This window comes from Cyanobium sp. L1E-Cus (assembly GCF_024345755.1).
Lineage (GTDB): Bacteria > Cyanobacteriota > Cyanobacteriia > PCC-6307 > Cyanobiaceae > Cyanobium_A > Cyanobium_A usitatum.
On the sequence record NZ_JAGQBS010000005.1, the window covers coordinates 123578 to 137868 of the forward strand.

Genomic DNA, 14291 nt, shown 5'->3' on the forward strand with positions numbered 1-14291 from the left:
GCATGTCTGCCTCGGCCGTGATGGACACCTACGCCCGCTTCCCGATCAGCCTCACCCGAGGCCGGGGAGTCTGGGTTTGGGATAGCAATGGCAAGCGCTATCTCGACTGTGTAGCCGGCATTGCCGTCTGCACCCTTGGCCACAGCGACGGGCGGCTGAAGCGGGCCCTAAGCCACCAGCTGGGCAAGTTGCAGCACGTATCCAATCTGTATCGAATCCCCGAGCAGGAGGAACTCGCCGCTGCGATCACCGCCAGCAGCTGCCTGGATCGGGTTTTCTTCTGCAACTCCGGCGCTGAGGCCAATGAGGCCGCCATCAAGCTGGCCCGTAAGCACGGCCACACGGTGAGGGGCATCGCCACTGGCGACGGCAAGGCGCCCCTAATTCTCACCGCCCAGGCCAGCTTCCACGGCCGCACCCTGGCTGCGGTTACAGCCACGGGGCAGCCCAAGTACCACCAGGGCTTTGAGCCGATGGTGCAGGGCTTCCGCTACTTCCCTTACAACGACACCGCCGCCTTTGAAGCCCTGCTCGCCACCTGCGAAGTGGAGGGTCCGCGGGTGGCCGCCGTGCTGCTCGAACCAATTCAGGGCGAAGGCGGCGTGCATCCCGGCAACAGGGCCTTTTTTCGGCGGGTGCGGGAGCTCTGCGACGCCCACAACATCCTGCTGATCTTCGATGAAGTGCAGATCGGCGTTGGCCGCAGCGGCCAGCTCTGGGGCTACGAGCAGCTGGGCGTCGAGCCCGATGCGATCACCCTGGCCAAGGGCCTCGGCGGCGGCATCCCCATCGGTGCCCTGGCGGTGAAGGCCTCAGTGGATCACTTCCGCCCCGGCGAACACGCCAGCACCTTCGGCGGCAACCCCTTCGCCTGCCGCGCCGGCCTCACCGTGCTAGCCGAACTAGAGCGACGCGACCTGCTCAGCCACGTGCAGCGGATGGGCGCCCTGCTGCAAGAGCTACTGGCCCAGCTGGTGAGCCGTCATCCCACCCTGCTGGAGGGGGTGCGGGGCTGGGGGCTGCTGCAAGGACTGGTGCTGCGCGAAGAGGCCCCAAGCGCTCCGGACATCGTCAAGGCGGCCATGGAGCAGGGGCTGCTGCTGGTGCCCGCTGGCCCACGGGTGGTGCGCTTCGTGCCCCCGCTGGTGATCCAGCCCCGCCACCTGCGCCTGGCCGTCGACCGCCTCGAGCGCGCCCTACTCAGCCTTGGGCGATGAAACAGCCTTGGCAGCTGAAACAGCCGTGGGCACTGAGCTCGACAATTTCGCCGACCTGATCGAGCCCTTCAGCCGCCGCGGCGTCGACCTGGGACTCGATCGCCTCCAGGCCGCCCTCGCCGAGCTTGGCAACCCCGAGCGCCGCTTTGCCGCCGTGCAGGTGGCGGGCACCAACGGCAAGGGCTCGATCTGCACCCTGGTGCACCAGGCCCTGCTGGCCGCCGGCATCCGCGCCGGCCTCTACACCTCGCCGCACCTGGTGAGCTGGACCGAGCGCATCCGGCTTGGCCATGACCCGATCGCCGCGCCATGCCTGCGCCGCCACCTGGAAACCGCGACGCCGATCGCCCAACGCCACCAGCTAACGCCGTTTGAGCTGGTCACCGCCGCGGCCTTCCTGGCCTTCGCGGCAGCTGATCTGGAGCTGGTGGTGCTGGAGGTGGGACTGGGGGGCAGGCTCGACGCCACCACCTGCCATCCCCACCGGCCCGTGATCGGCTTTGCCTCGGTGGGGCTCGACCACGCTGAGTTCCTCGGGCCGGATCCAGCCACGATTGCCGCCGAAAAAGCCGGCGTGCTCCAGCCAGGGGCCGTGGCGTTTAGCGCTCCCCAGAGCCCGGAGGTGGCGGCGGTGCTGAGCGATCGCGCCGCCGCAGTGGGAGCCGAACTGCGCTGGGTGGAGCCGCTGGATCTCAACCAGTGGCCCCTGGGGCTTTCAGGAGCAGTGCAGGCCGCCAATGGCGCCGTCGCACTGGGCCTGCTGCGGGCATTAAAGGAGCGGGGCTGGCCGGTCAACGACCCAGCCATACGCCGAGGTTTCGCAGCAGCCCGCTGGCCAGGCCGACTACAACAACTGAGCTGGCACGGCCTACCCCTACTGCTCGATGGCGCCCACAACCTGCCGGCCGCCCTCGCCCTGCGCGCCGAACTCGACGACCATCCCGAGCGCCACGGCCTGGCCTCCGGCCCGCGCTACTGGCTGCTAGGCATGCTGGCCAATAAGCAGGGGCCGGAGATAGCCGCGGCCCTGCTGGCCCCGGGCGACCGGGCCTGGATCGTGCCGGTGCCGGGGCACGCCTGCTGGAGCCTTGAAGCCCTTACCGCCGCCAATCCCAGACTCGCTAGCCAGCTGCACAGCGCCCCCAGCCTCGAGGCGGGCCTGACCCTTGCGGGAACCTGCTCCGGACGCATCGTGGTGGCCGGCTCGCTCTACCTGCTCGGCCAGCTGCTTACGACTACCGGAAGCGCAGCAACCACAGCAGGCCAAGCCCAAGTTGCAAGCCAAGGAACTTTTGATTTCGATTGATCCTGCTGCTACTCATCGCCAGCTGCCCGGCATCGAGGCGCGACCGTACCTAAACATGTTTTTAGCACTTAGCTAAGCTAAGCCTAAGTCAAGCAATAAATCACGCATCCACCACCCCGCGCTGACCAGATCAGCCACCCCACACCATCCAGGCCAAAGTGAGGTCCCGCGGCCCATCCCCATGGCTCCCATCTTCGAGCTCCTCTCAGCGGCCCAGCCAGGAGCCAAATCAGTGGCGAAATCAATAGGGAAATCAACAGGGAAATCAATAGGGAAATCAGTGGCCCTTTCCCTAGCCCTGGGGCTGCTGCTGGTGCTGTCTCCACTGCTTTCTCTACTGCTTTCTCCACTGCCGGCAGCGGCCGACTTCTCCGGCGTGGACTACACGCTCACCAACCAGAACGAGCAGGATTTCAGCGGCCAGGATCTAGCCAATACCTCCTTCGCTGGGGCCACCGGACGGCATGCCAACTTCAGCGGCGCCGATCTGCACGGGGCGATCCTCACCCAGGCGGCCTTCCCCAATGCCAATTTCGCCGGTGCCGATCTCAGCGGCACCCTGATGGACAAGGTGGACCTCTCCGGAGCCGATCTCAGCGGAGCCATTCTCACCGGGGCGATCGCTTCAGGCAGCAGCTTCCGCGGCGCCAACGTCACCGATGCCGACTTCAGCGACGCCCTGATCGACCGGGTAGACCAGCGCTCCCTCTGCCGCGATGCCGAAGGCACCAACCCGATCACAGGCGCCGACACCCGCCTCAGCCTGGGCTGTTAAGCCAGCCGCGCAATTTGCCGGGGTTGAGCAGGCCGGCCGGGTCGTAGGCGGCCTTTGCTGCCACCTGGTCGGCATCGATCACACCCAAGCCGCCATCTTCGACGCTGATCACGTGGGGGTTAAACAACACGGCACCGCAGCGGCGGCAATCGTCTAGCAGCTGCTGCAGGGCCTCCTCGCCGCGCCAGCGCAGCAGCGGCAGGGCCGCCAGCCGGGCCGCACCCTGCTGCCTCACGGCCTCCAGGTGCCAAAGCAGGTCGTCGCCCCATTGCTGCCGCAGGCGCTCCAGACAGGGGGCCTCCGGCTGGGGCAGCAGCATCTGCAGGTAGGTCCAATCCGGATACTGGGCGCGCCAATGCAGGGTGGTGTGATTCCAGCTGAGCTCCCGCAGCGGCAGCCCCCGGCTCTGGCCCTGGGGGGCCTGCCAGCGCAGCGCTCCGCCCCGGGCCGCCAGCCAGCTCGGCAACACCTCCAGGGCAGCGGGGGCGGCCAGCAACAACAGGCGCTGCTCACCAGGCTCGGGCGCCGGACAGCCCGCCGGCCAGGGGAGCTGGCTAACCAGCGGCGCCTCCAGCACGGTGATGGCATTGAGCTCAAAGGCCGTGCTTGTAAGTGCCTGGGCCGCCGCCAGGGCCTGCCCCCACTGCTCGAAACCCACCACCAGCTGCTGCCAAACCACCGCCTCGCTGGTGGGCAGCCGCAGGGCAGTGATGATGCCATTGGTGCCGTAGGCGTGGTTGAGCGGGGCGCTGGCCGCAGCATCGAGCTGCAGCAGCCGCGGCTCGGGCTCGAGAGTTACCACCTCCAAACCCAGCAGGTTGCCGGGATCGCGCAGAAAACCCCAGCGCAGAGAGCCGATGCCGCCGGAGCCACCGGCGATAAAACCACCGATGCTGGCGCTGCGCACCGTGCTGGGCACCAGCCGCAGGGCCCGGCCCCGGGGGGCCAACTGCTTCTCGATCGCCCCCATCAAGGCGCCTGCCTCCACCTCGAGCACGCCGGTGGCTTCATCCAGCTGGCGCAGCTGATTGAGGCCGCTGAGATCCAGCACCAGGCCGCCTTGCAGAGGCACGCACTGGCCATAGTTGCCCGTGCCGGCACCCCGCACCGTCAAGGGCACGCCCTGGCGAGCACAGGCTCCTGCCACCAGCAGCACCTGCTCCACCGTGGTGGCTCTGGCCACCAGCTGGGCGCGGCAGCCCTGCAGCAGGGGCACCAGCACCGGCGAGTAGTCGTAATAGTCGCGGGAGAGCCGCTCCAGCTCCAGCGGCGACTCGGCCCCGAGCAGCGGCAGGGTCGAATCCAACCGGCGCAGCTCAGCTGCCAGAGCAGTGATCTGGTCCTCAGGGCAACGCTCAGCCATGGGGTGGCAAAAGGGGGGAAGGTTTCTCAGCTTCGGGCGGCGGCAGCCAGACGCCTTGACGCAATACCCGCCGCTGGGGCGGCCGGGCCAGCAGCTCCCCCCAGCTACCAGCCCCAAGCAGCACTAAATCGGCTGGGGCCCCAAGCCGCACTACCCCATCCCAGGCCAGCTCCAGCACCGCTGCGGCGGCGGTGCTGAAGGGGGCCAGGCCCAGCCGCTGCCAGGGCACCAATTGGCAGAGCGGCGCCGACCAGCGCAGCAGCTCAATGGGATCGAAATCACCACCTGGATACCAGGGGTCTTGCACGTTGTCGCCGCCGATAGCCAGCCTCACACCCGCCTGCTGCAGGCTGCGGATCGGCGCCAGGGGCCGCCGCCAGGGGGTGCGCCCGGGCCGGCGCCCCAGCAGCCAAAAATTGGTGGTAGGCAGGGCTACCACGGCGATATTGGCGGCGGCCAGCCGATCCGCCAGCCGGTCGCAGTTGCGTTGCGGCAACAGGGCCATGCTGCTGGCGTGGCTGCAGGTGATCGCCACGGCGCGGCGCTGCTCCAACACCAACTGGGCCACCATCGCCACCCCCTCACCAGGGCAGGAATCGGCCTCATCAACGTGCAGATCCACGCCGCAACCATGGCGCTCCGCCAGGTCAAGCAGGGCCAACAGGGCCTCGCGGTCGGCGCTGCGGCGAGCGGCACCCTGGCCATAGGGCGGCCCGATCACCCCACCCAGCAGCCCCTGGCCAGCGGCCACCCGCCGGGCCAGGGACTGCCCCTCCGCCGTGAGCCAATGGCCCATTGGTGCCAGGGCCACCAGCTGCAGCTCCAGCCGCTCGCGCCAGCGCTCACGGGCCGCCAACAGAGCTTCCCAGCTGGGCTCGGCCCCAGCCCCCACGCTATCGATATGGCTGCGGATCGCCCGCACGCCGTTGCGCCAGGCCCGCTCCAAGGCCCGCTCAGCCCGCTCAGCCACCTGCTCAAAGCTGCGCTGAGCGTATTCGCGTTGGTTAGCAGCGAAGGCCGCCGCCATGGTGCCCTCCCGGTTGGGAAAGGCGGCGGCGCTGAAAGCCTTATCCAAGTGAGCATGGGGCTCAATCAGGGGAGTTAGGGCCAGGGGCAGGCTGGCCGCCACCGCCTGGGCGGGCAGGGGCGAAATGGCCGTGATCCGTCCCGCCTCGAAAGCGATGCTCAGGGACACCAGCCCATCCGCATCGGCGCGAAACCCGGCTCCGCCCAGGCGCGGATCCAGCAGCCCCCGGGGCAGGCGCAGCTCCACTAGGGGCTCTCGGGACGGTCGGTGGCAGCGCTGATCAACACAAATTGACCGGCTACGCCCACCACGGTGGAGCGAAAGCGAGGCACCTGCCAGCGCAGCAGCGATTGGCCACCAAGCTCACTTTCGAAAACACTCAACAGGCCGTAGTTGCGGCGGCGGGTGTGGCTGAGCACCACGGCCGCCAAGGCCGCTCGCTGGGCCTGAACAAGCCCCACACAGTTGTTGATCGCCATCCGCAACAGCACCGGCACGCCGCCATCACCGCAGAGCTCCTTGCTGATCTCTTCCACTAGGCGATCACTGGCGTAGGCTCGGAAATCGGCAGGGGATGGATTGGTGAGGGCAAGCCCGCCAGCGGCTAGGGCGAGCACGATCAAGCCAGGCGCCCATGCAAAGCGGGCCGGGGTGTCCGAACGGCAGACCAAACGGTTCAAAGTTGCAGGCAATCAAGGTTGGCACCCTTTGCTCGCCACGGCAGGCGCCTTGCCCCAACCCTCAACGTCCTGTCTAATGCGAGCCCAGGGGCAAGGGCATGGACCAGAAGCTCATTGGCACGGCCTTTCTTTCTGCCCTGGCAGCAGCCCTGCTCGACGCCGACTCAGAAGCATTTCTACGCGACCTAGTCGGGCCCTGGCTGCGCTCGCCGCTGCTGGTGCCAGTGGCCGGCGTGCTGCCCGAACTGCAAACAAGCGCAGGGATTCTCTGCCTGGTAGCAATTCCGATCCTGTGGCTGAGGCCGCGGTAGCTGTGCTGAAGCAGGTCGCCGCAACGGGTGAGAAGCCTTGACAGGCCACGACTTGCTACATTCCAAGGGTGCGGCGGGCGTCGCCAAGCGGTTAAGGCAGCGGCTTGTGGTGCCGCCATCCGGGGGTTCGAATCCCCTCGCTCGCCCTTGATTCCCTAGCCGTCCCCACCACTTTTGGGGCGGCTTTTTTGTGACTACTGCAGCGTCTGCAGCAAAACCCCAGCCCCATGCCGCACCGGATCGGCGCAGGGCAAGCCGAGCTCGGCCGCGGTGGCGGCAACAGCAAGCTGAGCTGCGGCGGCGTCCAATCGGGCGGTGTTGAGCGCCACGGCCCGCACCCGCGGCCGCAGGCCATCGGGACGCCCCAAGGCCGCCAGGGCCTCCAGCGCCGCGATCAACTCGGGCAGGGGCGGGATCGCTACCGGCACCTCCCCTGGCCGGGTGCGCACGTGGCTCTGGCCAGCGCGGTGCACCAGCAGCAGTTCGGTGGGCTGGCTGCCGCGCAGCAGGGGCAAGGTGGCGCTGGAGCCCGGATGGCAGAGCGACCCCTGGCCCTCCACCAGCAGCAACGCCTCCGGCCCGGCCCCAACGGCGGCGGCCAACACGGCCGCCTCCACGGCACCGGCGGCGTAATCAATCCGCACGGCATCGAGGGCCACGCCCTGGCCGCTAATCAAGATGCCTGCCTGACCCGTGCCCACAAAGCGGGCATCAAGGCCGCGGCGCCTGGCCTCAGCCTGCAACTCCAAGCAGGCGCTCATCTTGCCCACGGCCATATCCGAACCCACGGCCAGCACCCGGCGGCAGGGCAGGGCAGCGGCGCGCGCTGCGGCCACCTCCAAGCCAGCCGGCTCCTGGCGCAGATCCCAGATCCACTGGCCGGCTCGGCTGCAGGCGGCAGCCAGCTCGGGATCATCGCCAAGGCGGCTGTGCAGGCCACTGGCCAGGTTCAGCCCCGCCTCCAGCGCCGCCAGCAGATCGGCCCGCATCGCTTGTGGCAGACGGCCGCCGGAGGGGGCCAGCCCCACCACCGCCACCTCGGGCCCGTAGGCCAGGGCCGCCGCCATATCAGCCACCACCGGCACAGCCCGCTCAATGCCGCTCACCTGCTGCAGGTCGAAGCCAGCGAAAGCCGGATCGATCACCGCCACGATCGGCCCACTGCGATAGCGCAACATCGCCAAACCGGTCTTGCCGCTGAGGTCGTCGAGGCCGCCGTGGAGCAGCAGCACGACCGGAGCGCTTGGGCTCAACATGACGCCTGCCCCATGGAGATACCCAGATTGATGCCAAGGCCGGGGCCCGCTGGCGGAATCAGCACGTCTCCCTCCAGGGTCAATCCGGTGAAGGGGTCGTCCACCAGGTTGAGATGGCTATCGAGATCGGGCCAGGTCACTAGGGGCAGCAGCTGGGCTGCCGCGCCATTGAGCAGGGCGCCATCCGAGTAGCACCCCACCATCACCCCTAAACCCAGGCGGCGAGCAGCCTGGGCCAGCAGCAGGGCCTCGCTGAGGCCACCGCTCTTGAGCAACTTGATGTTGATGCCATCTACGTGGGGTGCCAGCCGCAGCAGATCGGCCAGCTGCCAGCAGCTCTCATCGGCCACCAGGGGCAGGGGGGATTCGCCATGCAAGGCCGCAAAACCAGCGCTGTCAGCCTCCGGATCCAGCAGGGGCGCCAGGGGCTGCTCGAGCAGCACCACGCCGGCCCGCTCCAGGGGCTCGAGCATGGCCCGGGCTGTGGCCAGATCCCAGCCGCCGTTGGCATCCACCTGCAGCTCGCAGGCGCTACCCGTCTGCTGGCGCCGCCGCTCAAGGGCGGTAGCCACCCCCTCCAGCAGGGGCAGGTCGTGGGCGATGCCAGCGGGGCTGCCCAGCTTGAGCTTGATGCGGGTGGCAGGCAACTGCAGCCACCAGCGCTCGAGCCGCGCCAGGACAGCCTCGGGCGTACCTAAGCCAAGGGTGACGCTGGTGGCGACACAGGCGCCTGGATCCAGGCCCCAGAGCCGGTGCAGGGGCTGGTTCAACCTTTTGCCCCACCAGTCGTGCAGGGCCAGATCCAAGCCGCAACGGGCCGGGGGGCTCAGGGCGGCCAGCAGGGGCTCCAGGGCCTGCAGGGGCTCAGGCGCCAGGGCGACCAGCTGGGGGGCAACCGCCTCCAGCTCCGCAGCAACGGCATCGGTGTCGTAATGGCGGTGGCCGGTATCGAAGCCGCCGGTCTCGCCTATGCCCGTGAGCCCGTCGTGCTCAAGGCTCACCAGCAGGTGCTCCGCCGCAGCCGTCGTGCCGCGGCTGATGGCCAGGGGCACGGCCTTGGTGAGCTGAAAGCGTTGCAGGCGAAGCTGCATCAGAGCTAAGGCGCTGGCCTCAAGCTGACACGGGTCTGGCACACGTCCTGGAATCCGTACAGCGTGTACAGATTCCAGGACACCAGAACAGGTCCCTTTTCCCGCCAGCCGCCAACCCTGATGGCCGAAACTAGTTGCATGACGGCCACCAACCTCAGCACCAACGTCCCCCGCGGCAGCTACTGGATCACCACCTTTGGCTGCCAGATGAACAAGGCGGATTCCGAGCGCATGGCAGGGATCCTGGAAGCCATGGGCTACCGGGCCGGCACAGATGAGCACAGCGCCGATCTGGTTCTCTACAACACCTGCACAATCCGCGATAGCGCCGAGCAGAAGGTTTACAGCTACTTAGGCCGCCAGGCCCAACGCAAGCGAATCAACCCCAACCTCACCCTGGTGGTAGCGGGCTGCGTAGCCCAGCAGGAGGGCGAATCTTTGCTGCGGCGAGTGCCCGAGCTGGATCTGGTGATGGGCCCCCAGCACGCCAACCGGCTGGACACCTTGCTGGCCCAGGTGGAGCAGGGTCAGCAGGTGCTAGCCACCGGTGAGCAGCACATCCTTGAAGACATAACCACCGCTCGCCGCGACAGCCAGGTATGCGGCTGGGTGAATGTGATCTACGGCTGCAATGAGCGCTGCACCTACTGCGTGGTGCCCTCGGTGCGCGGCCAGGAGCAGTCGCGGCTGCCCGAAGCGATCAAGCTGGAAATGCAGGGCCTGGCGGCACGCGGCTTCAAGGAGATCACCCTGCTGGGCCAAAACATCGACGCTTACGGCCGCGACCTGCCCGGCATCACCCCCGAAGGCCGCCGCGCCCACACCCTCACCGACCTGCTCCATCACGTCCACGACGTGGCCGGAATTGAGCGGATCCGCTTTGCCACCAGCCACCCGCGCTACTTCACCGAGCGGCTGATCGATGCCTGCGCCGACCTACCCAAGGTGTGCGAGCACTTCCATGTGCCCTTCCAGAGCGGGGACGATGACGTGCTCAAAGCCATGGCCCGCGGCTACACGGTGGATCGCTACCGCCGCATCGTTGAGCGCATCCGTGAGCGCATGCCCGATGCCTCGATCAGTGCCGATGCGATCGTGGCTTTCCCCGGCGAAAGCGACGCCCAATACCGCCGCACCCTGGCCCTGATTGAGGAGATCGGCTTCGACCTGGTGAATACCGCCGCCTACTCGCCGCGGCCCAACACCCCAGCAGCCGACTGGCCAAACCAGCTCAGTGAGGCGGTGAAGGTGGAACGCCTGCAGGAGCTCAACGCCCTGGTGGAGCGCACCGCCCAGCAGCGCAGCAACCGCTACGCCGGCCGCTGTGAGCAGATCCTGGTGGAAAGCAGCAATCCCAAAAACTCCAATCAGGTGATGGGCCGCACCCGCACCAACCGGCTCACCTTTTTCCCCGCTCAAAACGCCCATGGCAGCCCGATCAAACCGGGCGACCTAGTAACGGTGCAAATCGAAGAGGTGCGCGCCTTCTCCTTGAGCGGCAAACTGGCCTGAGTTTTGGGCCCCCTGGGTCCCATACCGGCCGGCATGACTCCCACCCCCATCGCCGTTGGTCTGATCTTTGGGGGGGCCTCCGGCGAACATGCCGTCTCAATCCGTTCCGCCGCCACGGTGGCGGCGGCCATGCGGGATGCCGAAAACGCGTCGAGCTACGCGCTGCATTGCTTCTACATCGATCCCGAAGGGCGCTGGTGGGGAGCTGAGTTGGCCGATGCTGTGTTGCTCCAGGGCAGCCCGGCCCGGCTCGAGCAACTGCCCCAACCGCTGCCGCCGCCTGGATTCCGGGGCTTACCTGCCGGCGCCCTAGAGATCGATGTGTGGCTGCCGGTGCTGCACGGCCCCAACGGCGAAGACGGCACGATCCAGGGCCTGTTCACCCTGATGCAGGTTCCCTATGTGGGTTCGGGTGTGCTGGGCTCGGCAGTGGGCATGGATAAGCAGGCGATGAAGGCCGCCTTCGCCGCCGCCGGCCTGCCCCAGGTGCCCTATGCCTGCGTGTCAGCGAGCGCAGCGGCCCAAAACGACGACCCCCTGCTCGACCAGCTGGAGAGCCAGCTCGGCTACCCCTGCTTCGTGAAACCAGCCAACCTCGGCTCTTCGGTGGGCATCAGCAAGGCCACTGATCGGGCCAGCCTGCAGGCCGGTCTGAAGCTTGCCGCCGCCCTTGATCCGCGGCTGGTGGTGGAGCAGGGGGTGACGGCCCGCGAGCTGGAATGCGCGGTGCGGGGCGGCGGCCACCAGCCCCTGCAGGCCTCGGTGCTGGGCGAAATCTGCTTTGAAGCCGATTGGTACGACTACGAAACCAAATACAGCGAGGGCAAAAGCCACACCGTGATCCCGGCGCTGGTGCCAGAGGCGGTGGCTGAACGCTGCCGGGGCATGGCGATAGAGGCCTGTGAGGCCGTTGGTGCCATGGGGCTTTCGCGGGTTGACTTCTTCTTCTGCGAAGCCAGTGGCGAACTGTGGCTCAACGAGATCAACACCCTGCCGGGCTTTACCAGCCAGAGCATGTACCCGATGCTCTGGGCCGCCACGGGTGTGGCCCTGCCCACCTTGGTGCGCGAATTGATCGAAGGGGCCCGAGAATGGCATTTGCAGGTATCTAGTGGAGGCCCTTCGACATGAGTCACGGCCTGCTTTGGTTGCCACTGCTTTTAGTGTTCGTACTGCTCACCGCCCTGGGCTGGCTCGAGCGGCGGCGGCAGCGCTTGTTTCGCGAATGGGCCGAGGGCTCCGAGCTGGCCAAACTCGACAGCTGCGGCGGCGCCCGGCTGGTGGATGGCCTGCTGAGTTGGTGCTCCTTCGAAGCCGGTCAACTCAAACAAGATGACTTTTTTGTGATTAAGCAGCTCGAATTGGTTGAGCTGCTTTCGCTGGGTTCGGGCGAGGCGCCCCTCACCGAAGAGAGCCAGGGGGCTTGCCGACTGCGCTTAGTGGGTGGTGGCGAACAAAAAGACCTGCCCTTCGCCGATTCAGAGCGGGCCCGGCGCTGGATCGATGAGCTGATGTCGCGCTCGCGCTGCGAGTTGTGAGCCAGGAGTGGAGCCTGTTGCGGTGAGTGCCACCCCTCTCCAACCTGGATCGGAGCGGCGGCGCCAACTGCGCCAGCAGCGGCGCCGAGAGCGCCTGCGCAATCTTTGGCGTTTCCTTGTGCTGCTAGCCCTCGCCGGCGGCCTGGGCTACGGCCTGCTGCGTCAGGGCTGGGTACTAACCGGCCCCGACCAGGTGGAGGTGGTGGGCAGCCAGCAGGTGGGAACCGACCAGGTGGTACAAGCCGTCCGCCTGACTTTTCCCCAACCCCTGCTGGGCTTGCACCCCAAACGCATCGCCGATGTGCTGGCCGGTGCCCTGCCGGTGGAACAGGTGCGGGTGAGTCGGCTGATGGCACCGCCGCGGCTGCGGGTTGAACTGGTCGACCGCCAGGCGGTAGCCAGGGCCCAGCGACGCACCGCCAAGGGAAGCGAGCAGGGCTATGTCGATCGATTCGGCCACTGGATGAGCATTGGCCAGGGCCAGGGGGCCGCAGCCAAAGCCAGTTCCGGCTTACTGGTGCTGGGTTGGCAGGCCCGCTACCGCCCGGCCCTCGCCCTGGTACTCGAACAACGGGGGCGGATTGGTGGAGATATCACCCAGATCCGCTTTGAACCAGACAGCAGCCTGTGGCTGCAGAGCAAGCGGCTCGGCAAGGTGCGCCTCGGGCCGGCTGATGCCCAATTGGGGCGGCGCCTTGAAGTGCTCCGTCACCTGCAACAGGAACTGCCGGCGAAGGTGAAGGGCCGCCAGCTGCAATCCATCGATCTCAGCGATCCAGAACAACCCGAGCTGGGCCTACCCTCCACCCCTGGCCAGGCTGCCGCCAGCAGGGAGCCGTAAGGAATCCAGCAGAGACATGCCAGGAAACCCGCAAAGGTGAGACACTCTCCTGATCCAGGCAAGGAAACGCCGACATAATGCAGTCGCCGATTGTTCGCACCGTCACCCCCGATGCCGCTATGACCCAAAGCTCTTCCCAGTCAAACGGTGTCCAGGCCTCAAACGATCCGTCCTTTGGCGGCGTTTCAGGCGAGATTGTGCCGAGCCAGTCGGCACGCATCGAAGTGATCGGGGTCGGCGGTGGCGGCAGCAATGCGGTGAACCGCATGATTGCCTCCGACCTCCAGGGTGTGGGCTACCGGGTGCTGAACACCGACGCCCAGGCGCTGCTGCAGTCGGCATCGCAGAAGCGCATCCAGCTCGGACAAAAACTGACTCGCGGCCTAGGTGCCGGCGGTAATCCGGTAATCGGCCAAAAGGCTGCGGAAGAGTCCCGGGCCGAACTGCAGGAATCACTGCAGGGTGCCGACCTTGTTTTCATCGCCGCTGGCATGGGTGGTGGCACCGGCACCGGCGCAGCACCAATCCTTGCCGAGGTCGCCAAGGAAGTTGGCGCCCTCACCGTAGGCATCGTCACCAAGCCCTTCGGTTTTGAAGGTCGCAAGCGGCTGCGTCAGGCAGAAGAGGGCATTGCCCGGCTGGCCGAGAGCGTGGACACCTTGATCGTGATCCCCAACGATCGCCTGCGCGATGCCATTGCCGGCGCCCCCCTGCAAGAGGCCTTCCGCGCCGCCGATGACGTGTTGCGGATGGGTGTTAAGGGCATCAGCGACATCATCACCCGGCCTGGCTTGGTGAACGTCGACTTCGCCGACGTGCGCTCGGTGATGGCTGGCGCCGGCACCGCACTGCTTGGCATCGGGGTGGGCTCCGGCCGCTCCCGCGCTCTTGAGGCGGCTCAGGCGGCGATGAGCAGCCCCCTGCTGGAATCGGCCCGCATCGACGGTGCCAAGGGTTGTGTGATCAATATCAGCGGCGGCAAAGACATGACCCTCGAGGACATGACCACCGCCTCTGAAGTGATCTACGAGGTTGTCGATCCTGACGCCAACATCATTGTGGGTGCCGTGGTGGATGAACGCCTCGAGGGCGAAATCCACGTGACCGTGATCGCCACCGGCTTCGAGAGCGGCGCCCCCTACCGCACCGAGCGCACCGTGGTCAGCTTTGCCGGAACTCCCCTGTTCAACAGCACCCAGGAGGAACGGGGCGCCAAAATCCCGCCATTCCTGCTCAACCGCCAGAGCCAGGAAAGCTAGTCAGCGGTTTGTGATTGGGGTGACCCGGATTCCACGCCTGCCCTGAGCATCCCGTGTGGCTGCTCCCTTCCGGTCCTGACCAGATTTGGGCGTCAGAGCCGCATGGGTCCGAGTC

Annotated in this window: 14 protein-coding genes, 1 tRNA gene and 1 other RNA gene; 10 read left to right on the forward strand and 6 right to left on the reverse strand. The window is 67.2% G+C overall.

Features of this window, described 5'->3' with window-relative positions:
• Nucleotides 1–2: 2 nt before the first annotated feature.
• From KBZ22_RS06555 to KBZ22_RS06565, 3 genes are all read left to right on the forward strand, one after another.
• On the forward strand, nucleotides 3–1217 hold the full coding sequence (locus KBZ22_RS06555; protein ID WP_255021475.1) for an aspartate aminotransferase family protein: 1215 nt from the start codon (nucleotides 3–5) through the stop codon (nucleotides 1215–1217).
• Nucleotides 1207–2523, forward strand: a complete 1317-nt coding sequence (locus tag KBZ22_RS06560) for a folylpolyglutamate synthase/dihydrofolate synthase family protein (protein WP_255021476.1) — start codon at nucleotides 1207–1209, stop codon at nucleotides 2521–2523. Before KBZ22_RS06555 ends, KBZ22_RS06560 begins: the two co-directional genes overlap by 11 nt.
• Nucleotides 2524–2803: 280 nt before the next feature.
• Complete coding sequence (locus KBZ22_RS06565; RefSeq protein ID WP_255021477.1) at nucleotides 2804–3298, forward strand: pentapeptide repeat-containing protein; 495 nt, start codon at nucleotides 2804–2806, stop codon at nucleotides 3296–3298.
• Here KBZ22_RS06565 and KBZ22_RS06570 read toward each other — a convergent pair.
• Genes KBZ22_RS06570 through KBZ22_RS06580 form a run of 3 tightly spaced genes read right to left on the reverse strand, consistent with a single transcriptional unit; the run spans nucleotide 3282 to nucleotide 6305 of the window.
• Nucleotides 3282–4661, reverse strand: coding sequence for an FAD-binding oxidoreductase (locus tag KBZ22_RS06570; RefSeq protein ID WP_255021478.1), 1380 nt, complete (start codon nucleotides 4659–4661; stop codon nucleotides 3282–3284). The genes KBZ22_RS06565 and KBZ22_RS06570 overlap by 17 nt on opposite strands.
• Complete coding sequence (locus tag KBZ22_RS06575; RefSeq protein WP_255021479.1) at nucleotides 4654–5934, reverse strand: amidohydrolase family protein; 1281 nt, start codon at nucleotides 5932–5934, stop codon at nucleotides 4654–4656. The genes KBZ22_RS06570 and KBZ22_RS06575 overlap by 8 nt, the downstream gene beginning before the upstream one ends.
• Nucleotides 5934–6305 (reverse strand): DUF4359 domain-containing protein, encoded by a 372-nt coding sequence (locus tag KBZ22_RS06580; RefSeq protein ID WP_255021516.1) that lies wholly within the window; start codon nucleotides 6303–6305, stop codon nucleotides 5934–5936. The genes KBZ22_RS06575 and KBZ22_RS06580 overlap by 1 nt, the downstream gene beginning before the upstream one ends.
• A gap of 161 nt (nucleotides 6306–6466) precedes the next feature.
• Between KBZ22_RS06580 and KBZ22_RS06585 the strand changes: the two genes are divergently transcribed.
• Both KBZ22_RS06585 and KBZ22_RS06590 read left to right on the forward strand, forming a co-directional pair.
• On the forward strand, nucleotides 6467–6679 hold the full coding sequence (locus tag KBZ22_RS06585) for a hypothetical protein (protein ID WP_255021480.1): 213 nt from the start codon (nucleotides 6467–6469) through the stop codon (nucleotides 6677–6679).
• Nucleotides 6680–6752: 73 nt separating this feature from the next.
• A tRNA-His gene (locus KBZ22_RS06590) sits at nucleotides 6753–6825 on the forward strand.
• Nucleotides 6826–6873: 48 nt separating this feature from the next.
• Here the strand turns inward: KBZ22_RS06590 and KBZ22_RS06595 are convergent.
• Complete coding sequence (locus KBZ22_RS06595) at nucleotides 6874–7935, reverse strand: DUF1611 domain-containing protein (RefSeq protein WP_255021481.1); 1062 nt, start codon at nucleotides 7933–7935, stop codon at nucleotides 6874–6876.
• Complete coding sequence (locus KBZ22_RS06600; protein WP_255021482.1) at nucleotides 7929–9026, reverse strand: dipeptide epimerase; 1098 nt, start codon at nucleotides 9024–9026, stop codon at nucleotides 7929–7931. The genes KBZ22_RS06595 and KBZ22_RS06600 overlap by 7 nt, the downstream gene beginning before the upstream one ends.
• A 138-nt stretch (nucleotides 9027–9164) precedes the next feature.
• Here KBZ22_RS06600 and miaB point away from each other — a divergent pair, with 138 nt between their 5' ends.
• The 5 genes from miaB (at nucleotide 9165) to ftsZ (ending at nucleotide 14176) form a co-directional block, all read left to right on the forward strand.
• Nucleotides 9165–10538 carry a tRNA (N6-isopentenyl adenosine(37)-C2)-methylthiotransferase MiaB gene (miaB, locus tag KBZ22_RS06605; protein WP_106501405.1) on the forward strand — a complete coding sequence of 458 codons (1374 nt, stop codon included), beginning with the start codon at nucleotides 9165–9167 and terminating at the stop codon, nucleotides 10536–10538.
• Nucleotides 10539–10571: 33 nt separating this feature from the next.
• Nucleotides 10572–11669, forward strand: coding sequence for a D-alanine--D-alanine ligase family protein (locus KBZ22_RS06610; protein WP_255021483.1), 1098 nt, complete (start codon nucleotides 10572–10574; stop codon nucleotides 11667–11669).
• Complete coding sequence (locus KBZ22_RS06615) at nucleotides 11666–12076, forward strand: hypothetical protein (RefSeq protein WP_106501403.1); 411 nt, start codon at nucleotides 11666–11668, stop codon at nucleotides 12074–12076. Before KBZ22_RS06610 ends, KBZ22_RS06615 begins: the two co-directional genes overlap by 4 nt.
• Nucleotides 12077–12098: 22 nt before the next feature.
• Nucleotides 12099–12917 carry a cell division protein FtsQ/DivIB gene (locus tag KBZ22_RS06620; protein ID WP_106501678.1) on the forward strand — a complete coding sequence of 273 codons (819 nt, stop codon included), beginning with the start codon at nucleotides 12099–12101 and terminating at the stop codon, nucleotides 12915–12917.
• Between the two features lie 119 nt (nucleotides 12918–13036).
• A complete protein-coding gene (gene ftsZ, locus KBZ22_RS06625; RefSeq protein ID WP_254960908.1) occupies nucleotides 13037–14176 on the forward strand; it encodes a cell division protein FtsZ in 1140 nt (379 codons plus the stop codon).
• 18 nt (nucleotides 14177–14194) lie between these two features.
• Here the strand turns inward: ftsZ and ffs are convergent.
• Nucleotides 14195–14291, reverse strand: an RNA gene (ffs, locus tag KBZ22_RS06630) — signal recognition particle sRNA small type.